18 protein-coding genes are annotated in these 19,712 nt (G+C 41.0%); 9 read left to right on the top strand and 9 right to left on the bottom strand.

Annotated elements, in window-relative coordinates; all coding sequences use genetic code 11:
- Positions 1-22 precede the first annotated feature (22 nt).
- Positions 23-2,509: an endopeptidase La gene (lon, locus tag R2Q66_RS07570; protein WP_316747448.1), complete on the bottom strand. Its 2,487-nt coding sequence runs from the start codon at positions 2,507-2,509 to the stop codon at positions 23-25.
- A gap of 377 nt (positions 2,510-2,886) precedes the next feature.
- On the opposite strand from lon, the gene R2Q66_RS07565 reads away from it, so the two are divergent.
- A complete protein-coding gene (locus R2Q66_RS07565; RefSeq protein ID WP_316747446.1) occupies positions 2,887-3,513 on the top strand; it encodes a tetratricopeptide repeat protein in 627 nt (208 codons plus the stop codon).
- A gap of 63 nt (positions 3,514-3,576) precedes the next feature.
- Here R2Q66_RS07565 and R2Q66_RS07560 read toward each other — a convergent pair whose 3' ends face one another.
- The 4 genes from R2Q66_RS07560 to gpmI form a co-directional block, all read right to left on the bottom strand.
- On the bottom strand, positions 3,577-3,972 hold the full coding sequence (locus tag R2Q66_RS07560) for a response regulator (RefSeq protein WP_316747444.1): 396 nt from the start codon (positions 3,970-3,972) through the stop codon (positions 3,577-3,579).
- A 59-nt stretch (positions 3,973-4,031) separates the two neighbouring features.
- Positions 4,032-5,243, bottom strand: coding sequence for a PAS domain S-box protein (locus R2Q66_RS07555; protein WP_316747442.1), 1,212 nt, complete (start codon positions 5,241-5,243; stop codon positions 4,032-4,034).
- A 312-nt stretch (positions 5,244-5,555) separates the two neighbouring features.
- Positions 5,556-6,086, bottom strand: coding sequence for a hypothetical protein (locus tag R2Q66_RS07550; protein ID WP_316747441.1), 531 nt, complete (start codon positions 6,084-6,086; stop codon positions 5,556-5,558).
- A complete protein-coding gene (gene gpmI / locus R2Q66_RS07545) occupies positions 6,086-7,606 on the bottom strand; it encodes a 2,3-bisphosphoglycerate-independent phosphoglycerate mutase (RefSeq protein WP_316747440.1) in 1,521 nt (506 codons plus the stop codon). Before gpmI ends, R2Q66_RS07550 begins: the two co-directional genes overlap by 1 nt.
- A gap of 173 nt (positions 7,607-7,779) precedes the next feature.
- Here gpmI and R2Q66_RS07540 point away from each other — a divergent pair, with 173 nt between their 5' ends.
- From R2Q66_RS07540 to R2Q66_RS07525, 4 genes are read left to right on the top strand one after another with little or no spacing between them, the layout of a single operon-like run.
- Positions 7,780-8,172 (top strand): DUF4783 domain-containing protein, encoded by a 393-nt coding sequence (locus tag R2Q66_RS07540; RefSeq protein WP_316747439.1) that lies wholly within the window; start codon positions 7,780-7,782, stop codon positions 8,170-8,172.
- A 36-nt stretch (positions 8,173-8,208) separates the two neighbouring features.
- The gene (gene nadC / locus R2Q66_RS07535; RefSeq protein WP_316747438.1) at positions 8,209-9,051 is read left to right on the top strand and encodes a carboxylating nicotinate-nucleotide diphosphorylase; all 843 of its coding nucleotides are present in this window, start codon (positions 8,209-8,211) and stop codon (positions 9,049-9,051) included.
- Positions 9,052-9,103: 52 nt separating this feature from the next.
- On the top strand, positions 9,104-9,751 hold the full coding sequence (gene plsY, locus R2Q66_RS07530; protein WP_062550114.1) for a glycerol-3-phosphate 1-O-acyltransferase PlsY: 648 nt from the start codon (positions 9,104-9,106) through the stop codon (positions 9,749-9,751).
- A gap of 12 nt (positions 9,752-9,763) precedes the next feature.
- Positions 9,764-10,591, top strand: a complete 828-nt coding sequence (locus R2Q66_RS07525) for a M48 family metallopeptidase (protein ID WP_316747436.1) — start codon at positions 9,764-9,766, stop codon at positions 10,589-10,591.
- A gap of 61 nt (positions 10,592-10,652) precedes the next feature.
- Here the strand turns inward: R2Q66_RS07525 and R2Q66_RS07520 are convergent, their stop codons facing one another.
- From R2Q66_RS07520 to R2Q66_RS07505, 4 genes are all read right to left on the bottom strand, one after another.
- Positions 10,653-11,906 carry an anthranilate synthase component I family protein gene (locus R2Q66_RS07520; protein WP_316747434.1) on the bottom strand — a complete coding sequence of 418 codons (1,254 nt, stop codon included), beginning with the start codon at positions 11,904-11,906 and terminating at the stop codon, positions 10,653-10,655.
- Positions 11,907-11,984: 78 nt separating this feature from the next.
- The gene (locus R2Q66_RS07515) at positions 11,985-13,262 is read right to left on the bottom strand and encodes an adenylosuccinate synthase (RefSeq protein WP_316747433.1); all 1,278 of its coding nucleotides are present in this window, start codon (positions 13,260-13,262) and stop codon (positions 11,985-11,987) included.
- Positions 13,263-13,294: 32 nt separating this feature from the next.
- Positions 13,295-13,786: a transcriptional repressor gene (locus R2Q66_RS07510; RefSeq protein WP_316747431.1), complete on the bottom strand. Its 492-nt coding sequence runs from the start codon at positions 13,784-13,786 to the stop codon at positions 13,295-13,297.
- Between the two features lie 64 nt (positions 13,787-13,850).
- Positions 13,851-16,061: a bifunctional (p)ppGpp synthetase/guanosine-3',5'-bis(diphosphate) 3'-pyrophosphohydrolase gene (locus R2Q66_RS07505; protein ID WP_316747430.1), complete on the bottom strand. Its 2,211-nt coding sequence runs from the start codon at positions 16,059-16,061 to the stop codon at positions 13,851-13,853.
- A 344-nt stretch (positions 16,062-16,405) separates the two neighbouring features.
- On the opposite strand from R2Q66_RS07505, the gene R2Q66_RS07500 reads away from it, so the two are divergent.
- The 4 genes from R2Q66_RS07500 to R2Q66_RS07485 all read left to right on the top strand — a co-directional run bounded on the left by R2Q66_RS07500 (position 16,406) and on the right by R2Q66_RS07485 (position 19,706).
- Entirely contained in the window at positions 16,406-17,023 is a 618-nt protein-coding gene (locus R2Q66_RS07500; protein WP_316747428.1) for a DUF4294 domain-containing protein, read from the top strand.
- A 3-nt stretch (positions 17,024-17,026) separates the two neighbouring features.
- Positions 17,027-17,524 carry a glutathione peroxidase gene (locus tag R2Q66_RS07495; RefSeq protein WP_316747426.1) on the top strand — a complete coding sequence of 166 codons (498 nt, stop codon included), beginning with the start codon at positions 17,027-17,029 and terminating at the stop codon, positions 17,522-17,524.
- 26 nt (positions 17,525-17,550) lie between these two features.
- Positions 17,551-18,267, top strand: a complete 717-nt coding sequence (bshB1, locus tag R2Q66_RS07490; protein WP_316747424.1) for a bacillithiol biosynthesis deacetylase BshB1 — start codon at positions 17,551-17,553, stop codon at positions 18,265-18,267.
- A 77-nt stretch (positions 18,268-18,344) separates the two neighbouring features.
- Positions 18,345-19,706 carry an acyl-CoA dehydrogenase family protein gene (locus R2Q66_RS07485; protein ID WP_316747422.1) on the top strand — a complete coding sequence of 454 codons (1,362 nt, stop codon included), beginning with the start codon at positions 18,345-18,347 and terminating at the stop codon, positions 19,704-19,706.
- The last annotated feature ends 6 nt before the right edge of the window (positions 19,707-19,712 follow it).

The raw sequence follows: 19,712 nt of genomic DNA, 5'->3' as shown, positions 1-19,712 counted from the left end.
TGGTTTGTTTGGTGCCACAATATTAAGCAAAACCGTCCGGGTTTGCAACCGGTCTGATCTTAACGCTAAGATCCTGCGCATTCTTCACCTTTTCTTTCATTAAGGCCAGCTCAATCACTTCTTGCATCTCCGATACATAATGGAAATTTAAGTCTTTAATATAGCTTTCCTTGATTTCTAAGATGTCTTTTCTGTTTGATTTACACAGGATGATATCCTTGATGTTGGCACGTTTCGCAGCAAGAATTTTTTCCTTGATACCACCAACAGGCAATACTTTTCCACGTAAGGTGATCTCACCGGTCATCGCCAGGTTAGATTTTACTTTACGTTGTGTAAATGCAGAAGTTAAGGCCGTCAACATGGTGATACCCGCAGATGGACCATCTTTTGGTGTCGCACCAGCAGGTACGTGTACATGAATATCCCATTGATCAAACAAGGCATAATCAATTCCAAAAAGAGCCGCATGCGAACGTAAGTAAGCTAAAGCAATCACTGCTGATTCCTTCATTACCTCACCAAGGTTACCGGTTAAGGTTAATTTTCCTTTACCAGGGCTTAAACTCGCCTCAATAAATAAAATATCACCACCAACCTGAGTCCAGGCTAAACCAGTCACTACACCGGCAACTTCATTACCTTCATAAAGATCTTTATCGTAGATAGGGGCACCTAAAATGCGCTCCACATCTTCTAAGCTAAGGTTTGGCTCATACGTTTCTTCCATCGCGATTTTAGTCGCCACACCACGTACCAGGGAACCTATCTTTTTCTCCAGACCACGAACTCCAGATTCTCTGGTGTAATCTTCAATTACTTTTTCAATCAGACTATTCTTAAGTACGATGTCTTTAGTCTTGATGCCATGTTGCTCTTTTTGCTTAGGCAACAAGTATTTTTTCGCAATCTCAATCTTCTCTTCAATGGTATAACCATTGACTTCGATGATCTCCATACGATCCAGTAAAGCTGGCTGAATGCTGCTCAATGAATTCGCAGTCGCGATAAACAACACATTGGAAAGGTCATAATCGGCCTCTACATAATGGTCGTTAAAGGCGGAGTTTTGCTCAGGATCCAATACTTCCAGCAATGCTGAAGAAGGATCACCTCTAAAATCAGAACCTACTTTATCAATTTCATCCAGTACAAATACAGGGTTTGCAGCACCGGCTTTCTTAATCGACTGAATAATCCGGCCTGGCATTGCACCGATATAAGTCTTTCTATGGCCACGGATTTCAGCTTCATCTCTGATGCCTCCCAATGCCATACGCACATATTTACGGTTCAACGCTTTCGCAATTGATTTCCCTAAAGAGGTTTTACCTACTCCCGGAGGGCCTACCAAACAAATGATCGGGGCTTTCATGTCGCGTTTAAGCTTCAATACCGCCAGGTATTCTATAATACGTTGTTTTACTTTCTCTAAACCAAAGTGATCTTTGTCCAGGACACGCTGTGCGCGTTTAAGGTCAAAATTATCCTTCGTGAAATCATTCCATGGCAGGTCTAATAAGAGCTCCAGGTAATTGATTTGTATAGAATAGTCAGGTGCTGCGGGATTCATTCTTCCCAGTTTATCCAGCTCCTTGCCAAAATGTTCTTTAATTGGCTGAGACCATTTCTTCTTCTTTGCACGGAGCTGTAAAGCTTCGTATTCCAGATCCGACGAAGAGCCACCCAGTTCTTCTTGTATGGTCTTTAATTGTTGATTCAGAAAATAATCCCTTTGCTGTTTGTCCAGGTCAGTGCGAACCTTAGATTGAATCTGGTTTTTTAACTCCAACATTTGAAGTTCCAGCGTCAATAGTTCCATCACCATCATCGCACGTTCACGCAAGTTGCCCATTTCCAGCATTTTCTGTTTATCAGAAACATCTGCATTCATATTTGAAGAGATGAAATTGATTAGAAAAGAAGTGCTTTCGATGTTTTTTAAAGCGATACCAGCTTCACTAGGAATATTCGGCGACAATTGAATGATCTGCGAAGACATCTCTTTGATAGAGGCCACCATCGCTTTAAATTCTTTATCACTCTTGTGCTTAGATTCCTCGAACTTGCTGATAATTACCTTAATGTAAGGCTCCGACTGAACTTCTTCAATCAGGCGAAAACGTTGTTTCCCCTGGATGATCACCGTGGTATTCCCGTCTGGCATTTGCAGCATCTTGATGATCTGCGCCACTGTTCCTACACTGTTTAGTTGCTCAAAAGTAGGATCTTCAATAGAAACATCCCGTTGAGAAACAACCCCGATAATCCGGTTGCCTTTATAAGCTTCTTTGATAAGCTTGATAGATTTGTCCCTGCCTACAGTAATTGGAATGACAACTCCCGGAAAAAGTACGGTATTCCTTAAAGGAAGGATGGCCAGTATCTCCGGGGTTTCTTCATTGTTCATCTCGTCTTCGTCTTGTTGGGACATCAACGGGAAAAACTCTGTATCTTCATTTATAATGGGTAGTGCGTTGCTAAAATCAAAATGATCTTGTTTACTCATTTATTAAGTCTTTCTAAAATAAAAACGACAATCTGACAGTATGCCGTCTACGAAATTATTAATTATATTGTATTATCTATATTTTCAACTCCTGTGCCAAAAGAATGTTACCTCCTTTTCCCTGTTAAAAAGTCAGGTATAACACTGGATTTCTGGAAACAAGATGCTTAATTGTCTGACCTTTTTAGAAAAAAAATCAGAATAATTCTTCGGCTCATCATATTTTCATTTATTTAGCGTTTAAGAGAGATATTTGTAACTGGTATGATAGTTGCCTTCAAATACCTTTATATTCCCCGGGCCTAAAATTTGTATCAAATTAATTAGCGGGCAGGGAATCAAATCTAAATATATTTAATATTTTTAAATAAAACTTAATGAACTATTTCAAGCAAACCATCTTATTATTATTTGTCTTTTCTGCTCAGGTCGGTATCGCACAAAACAGCGGCTACGATAAATTAGGCATGCAAGCCATGATGAAGGGGGATTATAAAGCTGCAGTTGGACAATTGGAGAAAGCGGATGCGAAGTCTCCGAACAATGCTAATGTGTTAAAAATGCTGGGATATTCTTACTTTCAATGTGGAGATTTCGAAAATTCAATCGCTACTTATAGCCGTTTGATCGTAGTGAAGCCTTCAGATTACTCTGCCTATTATTATAGAGGTAAAGCGAGATTGAATATTGCAAACGATCCAAAAGAGTCCCTGAGTCAAATGAGAGACAACTTTTACCTATCTTCTATTAAAGATTTCAGTAAGGCAATAGAGATAAATGGGGAAGAAGATATACAATTGTTGCAAAATAGAGGATTGGCTTATAAAGATTACGCGATCTATAAATCTTACAAGATGAAGAAAGGTCCGGAAAAAACAGCTGTAATCGCTTTATTTAACAATTCCATCGCTGATTTCCAGAAAGTATTGATCGTGCAGCCCTTGCGTAAAGACATTATCGGCTTAGTCGATTATGTTAAAGCACAGGTTGCCAGCATCAAATAAGAAAAGGATTTCTCTTAAAAGAGCTCATGCCTGCTATTGCAACCGCAATAGCAGGCATTTTTTTTATACGGTTGCTCCTTCAAATATTTCTACAAATTTGGAACGACTCAATGGTTTAGTCAGAAAGTCGGTTACCACCGGGATACCTTGAGAACGCTCCAACTCTGATGGCGAGATCGAAGAAGAGACAATATAAATCTCAATTTTCTTACTAATCTTCGGCTCCAGTAATAAATACTCCTCCAGGAATCCCCAGCCATCCAATACCGGCATATTTAAATCCAGAAAAATCACATCTGGTAATAAATCCGGCTGATCTGCACTTAGTTCCAAATCTAATAATGCTTTTTTTCCATCTTCAAAGACGGTTAGGTCGGTACTTAGATTGGCAACCTGTAACGTCTTTCTTGTTAAAAAGACGAAAATAGTGTCGTCATCTATCAGATAAAATTTTTTCATTGGATTATATTTATTCGTTGGTGATCATTCTCTTAATTAATGTAACTAGCTGTTGTTGTTTATTCTGGTGGCAGCGGTTGTTGCCCCTCCGCCTGGTGTACAATAGAGGCAATAGACTCGTTCAACTTTGCGGTAGAGTCTTTTAACATATACAGTAGGTCTATATGGTCGGCATGTGGCTGCTGCAACATCATTTCAGTTAAGCTCATAATATTCGTCAATGGTGCCCTTACTTTATGGCTCTGAATCCAGGCAATGTCCTTTAGATCCTGATTCTGCTTTTCAATCATCCGCACATAATTCATTCTTTTCGAAACGTCTGTAGCCAATACCAACCGGGCATCTATTCCCTCAATATTCACAATGGTGGTGTCGATTTCTACCGGAAACACCTTCCCGTTTTTATCCATATGGGTCAGAATTCCCGAATATTCCCTGGTTTTTATGGTACTAAAAATGTCCATCAGCTTGCTGATCTCAGAGGCGGGCCTGATTTTCGTGATGTTCATCGCAAGAAATTCTTCCTGCGTATACCCGTATTTTTTAACTGCAGCTTCATTCACCTTTAGGAAATTACCGCTGGTTAACTCGAAAATATACATCGGTACCGGATTGGCATCAAAAAGATTCCGGTAATACCGTTCTGAAGCATCCAGCTTTTTCACCAGCATCGCTTCTTTAGTCCGGGTTTTTTCAAAGCCATTGAGAATGGTACTGATCATAAATACACTCACAAAGCTGACAAATATGAAATTCCAGGAATAGGCAATCCATAAAGTCAGGTTATAAGCGTCAGACAATGCATTTGGGAAAATCTTAAACTGAATGATCAAACCAATCAGCACACAAATGACCATATTGACTACCAAAGGAACATAGGTTGCTTTGGTTGGAAAGATCATGGCGGTGAAAAAGGTAATGATTAGTAAATATAACGCACCAGGACCATCAGGGCCTACAAACAGCAGGTATATTGTAGCGATCAGGTAGAGCAAAGCCACTACAATGACCATCTTGTAATCCAGTTTAATTTTTCTATTTACTACAAAGCCCATAAGAGAAATGATAACAACCACTATAAATACCGGAAAGAATACTTTTCCATTAACGAACTCATTTACCACAAACAAAAGCACACTGATCATACCTAATGGAAGGCAGTACATCAGCGTGTCTCTAAACAAATTCAGCTTCCATGGACTGATCCTGAAAAGCCTGAACTGATGATCAGCGGGAATAACATATAGAAATGTTTTCCTGTACTTGTTCAAATATGACTGTATTGTTGCCATTTTTCAAAGGGTCAATTCTAAACTGAATTTATACCGCTGATATGAATACATTAAATGAGGAATTTATTTCCCGAAATCTGACGCTGTAGGTATCAGGTTGTCTATAAACCATTTAGTTGTATGCCATAAAAGAGACGCTCTTGCTACTATCAGGCGTTTTGCTCGAAAAACTCCTCATATTTACAACAGGAATATGCCTATTATCATGCCAATCCTGCCAGAAAGCAGGTATACAAAAAGTCCCGCTCCGGATAATTCCGAAGCGGGACTTTTTATCACTAAATAAAATTCCTATTTGAATCTCCCGGTGATCCGGTAATTCTTTTCATCAAGTAACCTGATGTGCTGGTCTTTTTTTACGTCGTATAAGCTATCCGGGAAATAACTCAGCGTATCCGAAGAGGTGTATAAAGTATTTGAATTGCGAATCAGTAGCTGAAGGCCATAAACCTGGCCTTTTCTTTTGATCACTTTCAGCTCTTTTACCGGAACTTTTTCATTGTTGGAGGTGTACAGCTCCATCGTATCCGTTTTCTTCACCTGGAACAGCCCCTTCCATGCCGATTTATTAAGATCAGCATCAGAGAATATACTCAGTTCTTTTTGCCAGTCGGCGATGACCAGATCTTTACTTTCAGTAGAATCATTAACGACCACCGTTTTATGAATCCGGGGTTTCGCTTGATTTAACCTGGCCGCTTCTCCGGCAAAATATCCTTTAAGGTCGAAATAAGGATGTGCCTCCTTTTGTTGGGTAGGGCCTGGGTTTCCACAACCATAACACAACAAAAGGAAAGCACATAATAACAAATTGTTTCTCATTATACCAGGCAGTTACCGGTCATGATCGCTGGTTTCTCAATACCCATAATCTTTAAGATCGTAGGGGCGATGTCGCCAAGTTTTCCATCAGCGATGGTTTTATAATCATTGTCAATTAAAATGCAGGGAACAAGGTTGGTGGTATGGGCGGTATTAACCGATCCATCCGCATTACGCATGTATTCCGAGTTACCGTGATCCGCAAGGATGATGAAAGAGTAACCGTTTGCGATTCCTGTTTTTACCACCTGCTCTGCACAGTGATCAGCAGTTTCTACCGCTTTAATTACCGCCTCAAAAACACCGGTATGACCTACCATATCCGGATTGGCAAAATTCAGACATACAAAATCCGGCCAGCCAGACTCCAGTTCCTTGTTGATGGCTTCCGTAATTCCTGCAGCACTCATTTCTGGTTGCAAGTCGTAAGTAGCCACCTTTGGTGATGGAATAAGTATTCTCTTTTCGTTTTCAAATGATAATTCTCTTCCACCAGAGAAGAAGAAAGTAACATGAGGATATTTTTCCGTTTCCGCAATACGGATCTGGTTCTTGTGGTTTTTCTCTAATACTTCTCCTAAAGTTTCCGAAAGATCATCTTTGGTAAACATCACCTTTACGTTATCGAAGTTCTCATCATAAGTGGTCATCGTCACATAGTACAATGGCAATTTATGCATGTCGAATTCAGGATAATCATTTTGAGTCAATACCGCGGTAATTTCTCTGCCTCTGTCTGTTCTGTAATTGAAACAGATTACCACGTCACCAGGTTGTATGGTGGCTACCGGACTGCCATCAGGTTGAGTCACAACAATAGGATTGGTAAACTCATCTGTGATGCCTTCGCTATAGGATTGCTCAATAGCTGTTACCGGATCGGTAGTTGGTTGTCCAACACCTTTAGTCAGCAGATCATAAGCAAGTTTTACTCTTTCCCAGCGCGAATCTCTGTCCATCGCGTAATAACGGCCAATTAAACTGGTAATTTTACCCGTAGAACTTTCCAGGTGATGCTCCAGGTCTTTGATGAAGTTCAATCCGGAATTCGGATCGGTATCTCTACCATCTAAGAAAGCGTGTACAAATACATCGCTTAATCCTTGCTCACCAGCGGCATCGCATAATGCTTTCAGGTGATTGATATGGGCATGTACCCCTCCATCAGAAACCAATCCGATGAAATGAACTGCCTTATTGTTTTGTTTTGCATAGTTAAAGGCATCCAGCAACACCGGGTTTTGGTGAAGCGTTCTGTCTTCGATTGCTTTATTAATCCTGCCTAGTTCCTGATAAACCACTCTGCCTGCACCTAAATTCATATGTCCAACTTCCGAGTTTCCCATTTGTCCGGCCGGTAATCCTACCGCTACGCCCGAAGCTTCCAGTTTGGAGTTAGGATAGTTTTTCAATAAAGAGTCAAAGAAAGGAGTATTAGCTGCATAAGCGGCATCGGAACTGTCCTGGTTCCCGTAGCCCCAGCCGTCAAGAATAAGTAGCACTAATTTTTTATTATTCATCTTGAATTAATTTTAGATCTGTCGTACGATTGTGTATCAATCTAACAAATATAAGCGGTTTGTGTGTTTTATTTGAGCCTAATTGTAATTCAACTGTAGTATCTTTGTTTTCCCGGCTCTGGTCAATAATGGCATAATTTATGTAACATTGGCCTGTTAGCTATATAGAGAATATGAAGCCCTTACTTTTTTTTACGATTCTGTTTACCTCTTTTTCTTCTGCTGTTGCCATTCAAAGCGATATTATTGAAAATCTTTCTGGTTATTTTAAAACTGGTAATGCTAAAGAGGTGGCTGTAAATTTTTCATCTTCAGTGGAGCTTATCATTATCGATGAAGAAGATGTCTACTCTAAAGCACAGGCAGAACAAATCCTAAGGAATTTCTTCACCAAGTATCCTCCGGTAAAATCATCAGTTACACATACCATCAATGCCAATCCGAACTTTAGATTTGGCATCCTCCTCCTACAGACTAAGAATGGGAAATTCCGCGTTTCCATTACCATGAAAAAATCCAATAATGCTTTTTTTATTACGGAATTGAGAATAGAGCCGGATAAATAATACTAAAAATGCTATTTTTGGATTTAATTTTAAGTTTTGGATAAGCAAATCATAGATCAATTCATAAAGAACGCTGTTGCCGAAGATTTAGGCGATGGAGATCATACCTCACTTTCTACCATCCCGGCCAATGCACAAGGCAAAGCAAAATTGCTGATTAAAGAGGATGGGATTATTGCAGGTATAGAGCTTGCAGTAGCGATTTTCAACTATATAGATGATAAATTAGTAGTAGAACTGAACCTGGCAGACGGAGCAGCAGTAAAATATGGAGATATTGCACTGACGGTTTCTGGTAGCACACATTCTATTTTACTTGCCGAGCGACTGGTTTTAAACTGTATGCAAAGGATGAGTGGTATTGCCACGAAAACCAATCATATCGTTGGTCTGCTGGCTGGATACCCTACGCAACTGTTAGATACCCGTAAAACCACACCTGGATTAAGGTATCTGGAGAAATGGGCGGTTGTAATTGGTGGTGGAGTAAATCACCGTATCGGCTTATATGATATGATCCTGATCAAAGACAATCACGTAGATTACGCCGGTGGAATCGCGAATGCGATCAAAGCAGCCAATCAATATTTAGCAGATCAGCAAAAAGATTTGCAAATTGAGATAGAAGTGAGAAACCTTTCGGAGTTAAATGATGTTTTAACAAATAGAGGTGTAGACAGAATCATGTTAGATAACTTTAGCTTTGCGGATCTGAAAGAAGCCGTAAAAGTAATCGATGGCAGATTTGTTACAGAAGCCTCTGGTGGAATCACAGAAGAAAATGTAGCCCAATACGCGGCTTGTGGGGTAGATTTTATATCTATGGGCGCTTTAACCCACTCTGTTAAAAGTTTAGACATGAGTTTAAAAGCATGTTAAACAACCTAATTCATCAGAATTTGATTCTGTTTTTTTACTATAATTGCAGTTAATGATTTCGGTCTATTCTATATCAGCAGTAATTTTAGCATATTTATTCGGGTCTATACCAACTGCGGTATGGCTGGGACAAGCATTTTACGGTGTCGACGTGAGGGAGTATGGTAGTGGAAATGCCGGTGCAACCAATACTTTCAGGGTATTGGGGAAACGTGCAGGACTTGCCGTGATGACGATAGATATCGCCAAAGGGTATACCGCAACCAAGCTTGCCTATTTTATAGGGCTATCCGTTACGGGGCCTCAAAACTCTTCTCAATTTATCAATTACGAACTTGCACTCGGAGTAACTGCTGTAATGGGACATTTGTTCCCGATATTTGCGGGCTTTAGGGGAGGTAAGGGTGTTGCCACACTTTTTGGAATGATTTTGGCAGTTAACTTTCCGGCAGCAATGCTTTGTGTTCTTGTTTTTGTAGTCGTGCTTTTAACGACCAAATATGTATCTCTAAGCTCTATATGTGCAGGTTTTACCTTCCCATTGAGCATTATATTCATTCTCCATTCTTCCGTTAAATCGGAAGTACTATACGGAATGTGTGTTTGTATACTTATTCTGGTCACCCACCAAAAGAACCTGGAGCGACTCCTCATGGGCAAAGAATCCAAAGTTTACCTGTTTAAAAAGAAAACAACCTAAAACAAAGAATTCATGAAAGCTTTAAATTTAATGGTCATTGCTGCGGCAATGCTTTCCATTTCCTCGTGTTCTACAGTTCCTTTAACCGGACGTAGCAGACTGAGTATTGTGAGCGAAAGCGAAATGCAGAATGTGGCCGCTCAGAGCTATACCTCGATGTTGAGAGATCCTAAAACCAAGGTGCTTAACAATGCAGATGCGGCAAGAGTAAAAAGAGTAGGGCAGAAGATTCAGGCTGCGGTTACGAAATATATGAATGCCAATGGTTATGCCGACCAGATCAAAGGTTTCAACTGGGAATATAACCTGATTGATAGCAAAGAGGTCAATGCCTGGTGTATGCCAGGGGGGAAAGTAGCTGTTTACAGCGGTATTCTACCAATTGCGAAGGATGATGCAGGATTAGCCACGATTATGGGGCACGAGATTGCGCACGCGATTGCACAGCACTCCTCGGAAAGAGCTTCTCAGGCTACTTTAGCACAAGCTGGAGGTAGTCTTTTAGGCGCTGCTACGGCAGGTAAATCTCAAATGGCGCAATCTATCATCAACCAGGCTTATGGCTTAGGTGCACAAGGTTTTGTCTTGTTACCAAACTCCAGAAAACAAGAGCTGGAAGCGGATAAATTAGGACTGATCTTTATGGCAATGGCCGGATATGATCCTTCCAGTGCCATTTCTTTCTGGCAACGCATGTCTGCCGCAAGTGCAGGTGCTCAAAAACCATCTGAGTTTTTAAGTACGCACCCTTCTGATGCCACTCGTATTGCACAGATTCAGCGACTCTTACCGGAAGCAAAAACTTATATGAATTCCAGTACCGGAAAACCAATCAGATAGTACTGCTTTTGAAAATATAATGATCAGGCTGTTACCTCAAGGTAGCGGCCTTTTTTTTTTCTTAAAGGGATAAGGTCTGGATAATGGCCGACGCTTTCAACATACATTCTTCATACTCATCATTGGCATTTGCCGCATAAGTAATGGCGCCACCAACCTGGAACGACAGGTGTTTGTTACTTTCCTGGTAAAGGATGCTGCGGATGATCACATTGAAGTCGAATTCCCCATCCGGGCTGATATAGCCGAAAGAGCCGGAATAAGCACCCCTTTTACTCAGTTCATACTTTTCTATCAGTTCCATGGCACGAATCTTCGGCGCACCGGTCATAGAACCCATCGGGAAAGTATTCTTGATGGCTGCAATGAAATGTAGCTCCGGATTCAGCTCACAGCTGATGGTAGAAATCATTTGATGCACTTGCGGAAAACTGTAAATACCGAAAAGTTCTTCCACTTTAACGCTTCCTTTTAAGGCGCTTTTGGTGAGGTCATTGCGAACCAGATCTACAATCATGACATTCTCCGCCTGTTCTTTTATATTCTCACTTAAAGCCTGTTTGATCTGCTCATCGGCCAGGGCCTCCTGACTACGTCGGGCAGTGCCTTTAATCGGTTGAGAAATCAATTGGTTACCGCGTTTGCAAAGAAACCTTTCCGGACTGGCGGAAAGGATGTACTGGTCATTGATTTTGAAATAACCGGCAAATGGGGTAGGAGATAACGTATTGAGCTGCTCAAATACAGACAAAGGGTCAATGGCTGCGTTTTCAGCAAAGAACTCCTGACAATAAGTAACCTCGTAAATATCGCCCCTGCTGAGGTGTTGATGTAGCTGTTTGATTTTCTCTAAATAGCTGTCTTTATCCATGGAAGCCTGAATATTCAAAGGAGGGAAGGATTTAGGCTTCGGAACTTCAAAATTCGCGATCTCTTCCAGTACTTTCGGATCTCCGAGAATTACCTGTGCCAGGCCATCTTTCCAGGCGATCAGATATTGAGGAACAAAGAAAAATAAGGGAGGGAATTGATGAAAGTCCGGATGATTGGATTGCAGCTCCTCGTGTTCGTTTTTCAGGTCATAGCTGAATAAACCGAACATCCAGGTTTTATGCTGTTCGTAGAAAGCTTGCAAGGCTTCAAATGCACCTCCAATTTCCTTAGAAAGTACCTGTGTAGCACCTGCGGCAATGATAAAATCAAATTTCCCGTAAGGGTCAGTATAATTATTGGAGTCTAAACAGCAGCAGATGTCAAAAGTATTGGCCCAGTGTAGCGCCTTACTTTTAAATAACGATAATTCCAGATGGCTCATTTCGTTGCAAAGGTAAGGGAAAAGCGGGTATAAAAAAAGGCGGCCATTGGCCGCCTTTCGGATATCAGAAAATAATTTCTAGATCAATTCTAACGTTTGAACTCTATCTGGTCCAACAGAAAGATATTTTACCGGTACTTCCAGTTCTTTCTCAAGGAAAGCAATGTAAGCTGCAAGATTTGCAGGAATTTCTTCTACTTTATTGATCTTTGTTACATCAGTTTTCCAACCTGCGATCGCTTTTAAAACTGGCGTAGGTTTTACAGAAATGATGTCGTATGGCATATAGTCAATAGTTTCACCATTGTGCTCATAATGAGTACAGGCATAAATGGTATCGAAACCATCTAATACATCTGCTTTCATCATGATCAGCTCAGTTACACCGTTTAACATGATTGCATATTTTAATGCAGGGATATCAATCCATCCACAACGACGGGCACGGCCTGTTGTTGCTCCGAATTCATGACCCACCTGACGTAGGTTTTCACCAACTTCGTCATCCAGTTCCGTAGGGAACGGACCACCACCAACACGTGTACAGTAAGCTTTGAAGATACCGTATACATTGCCGATTCTGTTTGGCGCAATACCTAAACCAGTACAAGCACCAGCAGTAGTTGTGTTAGAAGACGTTACAAATGGATAAGAACCGAAGTCGATGTCCAGTAATGTTCCTTGTGCACCTTCTGCCAATACTTTCTTTCCTTCTTTCAGGAAACCATTTACATAATGCTCACTATCTACATGAGGGATGCTTTTGATAAACTCAATAGCTTCAAAGAATGCAGCTTCTTTTTCAGTCAGATCGTATTCGAATTCATAATGAGAAAGAATCTCTTTATGTTTCTCTACTAATTTGTTGTAACGTTCCTTGAAATCAGGAAGGGTAGTATCACCTACTCTTAATCCGTTACGACCGGTTTTGTCCATATAAGTTGGGCCAATACCTTTTAGTGTAGAACCGATTTTGTCCTTACCCATTCTTTGCTCATTTGCAGCATCCAGTAACTGGTGCGTTGGCAAAATCAAATGCGCTTTACGGGCAATAACCAATTTCCCTTTTGCAATCGGATCATGTCCGGCAGCTTTAAGGTTGTCTAACTCTCTTTTTAGAATGATCGGGTCAATAACCACACCATTACCAATAAGATTCATTGTTTTTTCATTGAAAATACCAGATGGAATAGTATTTAAAACGAACTTTTTGCCATCAAACTCTAAAGTATGTCCGGCATTCGGACCGCCTTGAAAACGAGCTATCAAATCATATTGAGGACTTAATACATCAACAATTTTTCCCTTGCCTTCATCGCCCCATTGCAGGCCCAGAAGCACGTCTACTTGCGTCATTATTTAAATTTGAATATTATAAATTGGATATGTTAACTTGCATGTTTTATTTCGTTATTCTGATTGTTCATTGCATTCTTTGCAGTGCAATCGAAACAAACGCCATAAAGATTCAGTGAGTGGTGTTTAATTTCAAACTTCAGCAATTCACCCACCATACTCTGTATCTGATGAATGCGCGGATCGCAAAATTCTACTACTTTCCCGCAGTCAATACAAATAATATGGTCGTGCTGATGATAGCCGTAAGATTTCTCAAACTGTGCCATGTTCTTACCAAACTGATGTTTAGTTACCAGATCACAAGAAACCAACAATTCTAACGTGTTGTAAACAGTAGCTCTGCTAACACGGTATTTTTGGTTTTTCATGTGGATATAGAGGGTCTCTACATCGAAATGGTCATCTCTGGAATATATTTCTTCTAAGATGGCAAAACGTTCCGGTGTTTTTCTCAGACTCTTATTTTCGAGATAAGCTTCGAAAATTTTTCTTACTAACTCGCTGTTGTGGTTTGTAGACATAGTTTTTAAACTCCTTTCAAAGGTACCAATATTTTATATATACCTGTATGTTTTATTCGTTTTTTTAGGCATCAAAACGGGTAACAGCCGTTACGCCTTTTACTTCCAACAGATTTTTGATCAGGTTGTCTAAGTGTTCTTTATCATTTACATAGACCATAATTGAGCCATCAAAGATGCCATTATCTGTGTCGACGGTAATAGAACGCATGTTTACCTTGAAATCTCCGGAAATCACCTTCGTGATATTATTGATCAAACCTACGTCATCTATTCCGATAATATGCAATCCGGTTAAGAACGTGAGTTCCTGCTGACGGTTCCACTTCGCTTTGATCACCCGGTAGCCGTAATTGGCCATCAGCTGTGCGGCATTCGGACAATTGGTACGGTGGATTTTGATTCCTTCATTCACGGTTACGAAGCCAAAAACATCATCACCAGGAATCGGATTACAACAGGCAGCCAGGGTATAGTCGATCTTTTGCAAGTCTTCACCAATCAAAAGAATATCAGACTCCGGCCCTTTTACTTTGCTCAGTAAAGCTTCAATCTTTTGATTGTCGCTTTTCTCCGAAGAACCCCTGTTTTCAATCTCTTTTTCACTAGCCAGGTAATCTTTCAGGTCTTTCAACTCAATCTTTCCTTTCGCAACGGCAATAAAAAGCTCCTGCGTAGAAGGTAATTTGAAGAAGTAAGTCAGCTTATTCAGGTTGTCTGTATTGTAAGTGATCTTTAAAGATTTCAACTTACGCTCCAAAGTTTCTTTACCCTGATCCGCAATTTTTCTTTTTTCTTCTTTTAAAGAAGATTTGATCTTTGATTTAGCCTTAGCCGTCACCACAATGTTCAGCCAGTCTTCTTTTGGCGTCTGTTTACTCGAGGTGATGATCTCTACCTGATCCCCATTCTGTAGTTTGTAGGATAAAGGAACCAGTTTATGATTCACTTTTGCACCAATACATTTGGCACCTACATCGGTATGGATTTCAAAGGCAAAGTCTAATGCTGTAGCGCCCAAAGGCAATTGCAATAAGGCTCCTTTTGGGGTAAAGATGAAAATCTCATCAGAGAAGAGGTTCATTTTGAAATCATCCAGGAAGTCTAAAGCATTCGCTTCCGGATTGTTCAACATCTCTCTAACCTTCATGATCCATTGATCAAGGCCGTTGTCATTGCTGGATTCTTTATATTTCCAGTGTGCGGCGAAACCTTTTTCTGCAATCTCATTCATCCGCTGTGTACGGATCTGAACTTCTACCCACTGACCTTTAGGGCCCATTACAGTAGTATGCAGCGATTCATAACCGTTTCCTTTCGGTGAAGAAACCCAGTCGCGCAAACGATCCGGATTTGGACGGTATAAATCGGTAACAATAGAATAAGCCTTCCAGCAATCTGCTTTTTCATTTTCCGGCGCACTGTCCAGGATAATCCTGATGGCGAAAAGGTCATACACTTCCTCAAAAGGAATGTTTTTACTTTTCATCTTGTTCCAGATGGAATGGATAGATTTCGGGCGACCATATATATTGGCCGTCAGTCCCTGTTCCGCCAGAATTTCATTGATAGGTTCCACAAATCTTTTGATAAATAAAGTCCTTTCGGCTTTTTTCTCATTCAGTTGTGTGGCAATATATTTATAGGTGTCTGGCTCCAGATATTTCATGGAAAGATCTTCCAGCTCAGATTTAATGGCATATAATCCCAGGCGGTGGGCCAGGGGAGCATAAAGGTAAATGGTTTCAGAAGCGATTTTCAACTGCTTATGTCTGGGCATAAAGTCCATCGTCCGCATATTGTGTAAACGATCGGCCAGTTTGATCAGAATCACCCGCACATCATCTGCCAGTGTCAGTAACATCTTGCGGAAATTCTCCGCCTGTAAGGAACTGTTGTAATCAAAAACACCGGATATTTTGGTCAGACCATCGATGATTTTGGCAGTTTTCTTACCAAATTCGCGCTCAATATCTTCCAGTGTGATGTCTGTATCTTCTACAACATCATGTAATAAGGCGCATACAATCGAAGTGGTTCCTAGTCCGATCTCTTCTGCGGCGATCTGCGCAACAGCAATAGGGTGGTAAATATAAGGCTCACCAGATTTTCTACGCATGTTTTTATGGCTTTCTAAGGCCATATCAAATGCCTTTCTGATCTCCTTTTTATCCCCCCTCTGAAGTGTTGGCTTACAGGCACGCAAAAGCGCACGGTATCGCTTCAGTATCTCTTGCTTCTCTGCTTCTAAATCAATCACTAGTGTGTTCTTCATCAATCTATAATTGTTTTTCGGTAATGTTATCGGTTATGGATCGCGCTTCAAATGGCAAATGAACCTAAAATTTTACTCAAATGCTAGTTTATTGCCCCTATACTTTTGTTAATATAGGCTTTTTGTAAAGATCCCATAGACATACACAATAATTCATCCAGTTTTAAGTTTCTTCTAACGTTATTTCTTGTTCGTTCTTAACCGGTCATTTTGTAGAAAGACCATTGGCATTTCATTTGCTTAATTTACGTCAGGATGATAAGCTTTTCTACCGGAAACTTTATCTTAGACTTGGTAATCAAATATTATATTAAATTAGCCTTAACTTGAAGAGGTATAAATTTATGAAATTTTATAGGTTGTTTTTTCTGTCAATTGTCATGATTACAGCTGCTTCTGCGAAAGCGCAGACCGGTACTGAACCCGTGAAATATCCTGTATTGGGAAAAAATGATACCATCCGTGTGGCTTCTACAAATGAAGGAGGGGAGATGATTCCCTGGATTCCATTAAATGAGGTGGTGATCTATGCTTACCGGGTATTCAAGACGCCCGCAGATCGTGCCGCTTATAACCGCTTGCGTTACAATGTGATGAAGGTGATGCCTTATGCGCTTTTTGCCAAGCGAAGGTATGAGCAGCTGGAGAAAGATCTGGCGCTGGCAACCGATAAAAAATCACAAAAAGTGCTCGTTAAACAGTGTGATAAAGAGATTAAAGACATGTTTAACCGCGAAATTAAGGAACTAACCATTTCTCAGGGACAGATTTTAACGAAGCTGATCGACCGGGAAGTAGGACGTACCACTTATGAAATTGTAAAAGAAACTAAAGGAGGCGTTACCGCCTTTTTATACCAATCAGTAGCCAGAGTTGTTGGCCATAACCTAAAAAGTAAATACAACCCATCGGAAGAACGGGACATTGAAGCGATCATTCTTTCTTCCGGGTTTTACCAATAAAATATGTCGGATCACCCAAAAAGTATACACCAGTTTAAGGTAAAATTAATCAATGGACAAGAAAAGAACCTTTCAGATTTTAAAGATAAAAACTTACTAATTGTCAACATCGCTTCGGCTTGTGGTTTTGCACCTCAGCTAAAGGAATTGCAGCAGTTGAGAGAGGAACTGAAAGCTCAGGATTTTGAAGTACTTGCCTTTCCTTCCAATGATTTTGGCAGACAAGAACCTTTAGAAGGTGCCGGAATTCAGGAGTTCTGTGAGCTAAATTATGGGGTAGAATTTCCTGTGTTTGAGAAAACGATGGTACGCGGAGATCATGCCCATCCTCTATTCAAATTTCTGGGTGATAAAAAGCTCAACGGAAACGTGTCGTCTACGCCAAGATGGAATTTCCATAAGTACCTGATCAATAAAAAGGGGGAAGTGGTGGACTATTTCTTTCCCTTCACCAAACCATTGTCCAATAAAGTAAAGAAGAAGATCCAGCGATTGGGATAAGCGCTTCTAAACAATTTTTAAACGTTATGAAATTAGATATATTAGTCCTTGCCGTTCACCCGGACGATGCAGAATTAGGTTGTTCCGGAACAATAGCAAAACACATTGCCCTCGGTAAAAGAGTGGGAATTATTGATTTTACCAGAGGAGAGTTGGGTACCAGAGGCTCGGCAGAAATCAGAGATGAGGAAGCCGCAGACTCCGCAAAGGTTCTGGGCATCCATGCCCGCGAAAACCTGCGTTTCAGAGATGGTTTCTTTACCAATGATGAAGAACATCGCCTGGCCATCATCAGGATGATCCGCAAATATCAGCCGGAAATTATTTTAACGAATGCGCTGCACGACAGACACCCGGATCATGGCCGTGCCGGTGATCTGAGTAATGATGCCTGTTTCCTATCCGGTCTTCCTAAAATCCATACCGAAATTGATGGGATAGCTCAGGAAGCCTGGAGACCAAGATTGGTATTACAATACATTCAGGACAGGTATATCGAGCCTGATATCATCATCGACATTACGCCTTATATTCAAACCAAAATAGACTCGATCAAAGCTTTTAAAACACAGTTTTTTAATCCGGATCATGAAGAACAGGAAACTTATATCTCTTCACCGGAGTTCTTCGACAGTGTGATTGGCCGTGCCCGTGAGTTTGGTAAATCTATCGGAGCCACTTATGGAGAAGGTTTTACTTCCCGTAAATTGCTGGGTGTAAATGATCTTTTCAATTTGAGCTAGTCCTGTTCTAAAAGCAGACAAATCGCTGAAAACTAACAAAATCGTCTTTTCGCTGTTTTTAAAAGAAACAGCGAAATATGGCGAATATCTTTTCTTCCCTTAAAAATGCGTACACGCTTTTTAAAAGTGTAGACTTCCAAAAACTGGAAGCCCTTTCTAAAAAGGTCGACCTCACTAAAATTGTAGATTCGGTATCCAATCTGGACGAAACACAATTGCAAGGGCTCATGAAAATGATCGGGACACCGCATAAACAACGGGAGCTCCCACCTATTGAGGGTGATTTTTACCACCTCGGTGAGGAGGCTTTAAAAGCCGAAGACCGTGCCTTACAGCTTAAAGTAAGAGAATTCCTCGAAAGAGAAGTGAAACCTGTAGTCAATAAATACTGGCTGAAAGCAGAATTTCCTTTCGAACTGATCCCCGGAATTGCGGAGCTTAACATCTGCGGCCTAACCTATAAAGGGTATGGTTGTCCAAATAAATCGAATTTAATGGAAGGGATACTGGCGATGGAAATGGCCAGGGTAGATACTTCTATGTCCACTTTTTTTGGCGTGCAAAGCGGTCTGGCGATGGGTTCTATCTATCTGTTAGGTTCAGAAGCGCAGAAAGAAGAATGGTTGCCAGGGATGCAGCAAATGAAAACTATCGGGGCTTTCGGACTAACGGAGCCGGAAGTTGGCTCGGGCGTAGCGGGCGGTTTAACCACCACAGCAAAGCGTCAGGGGAACAAATGGATCTTAAACGGACAGAAGAAATGGATTGGCAATGCGCCCTTTTCTGATGTCACCATTATCTGGGCCAGAGACCTGGACGATCAGGAGGTAAAAGGCTTTCTGGTTAGAAAAGGAAGCAAAGGTTTTGCGGTAGAGAAAATGATGGACAAGATGGCGCTGCGGATTGTGCAGAATGGACTGATTACGTTAACCAATTGTGAGGTAACAGAAGAAGACCGTCTTCAAAATGCAAATTCCTTTAAAGATACCGCCAAGGTGTTAAAGATGACCAGGGCAGGTGTGGCCTGGCAGGCGGTAGGCTGCGCCAGAGGAGCCTATGAAAGCGCTTTGCATTATACACGCACCAGGAAGCAGTTCGGTAAGCCTATCGCTTCTTTTCAATTGATACAAAACCATCTGGTAGAAATGTTGTCCAACCTGACCGCCATGCAGACGCTTTGTTTTCGCTTGTCGCAACTTCAGGATCAAAACCTGTTAACCGACGAGCATGCTTCTTTAGCAAAGGTGTTTTGTTCTATGCGAACCAGAGATGTGGTGAGCAGGGCAAGGGAGGTAATGGGTGGAAACGGGATTTTACTGGAGTATGATGTGGCCCGTTTCGTTGCGGATGCAGAAGCAATTTACTCGTATGAAGGAACCAAAGAGATCAATACTTTAATCGTAGGCAGAGCCATTACCGGCTTTTCTGCCTTTGTATAACCTTTT

This window comes from Pedobacter gandavensis (assembly GCF_032677645.1).
Taxonomy (GTDB): domain Bacteria; phylum Bacteroidota; class Bacteroidia; order Sphingobacteriales; family Sphingobacteriaceae; genus Pedobacter; species Pedobacter gandavensis_A.
The sequence above is the reverse complement of the archived record's forward strand: the minus strand, read 5'-3'. Positions and strand labels throughout refer to the sequence as shown.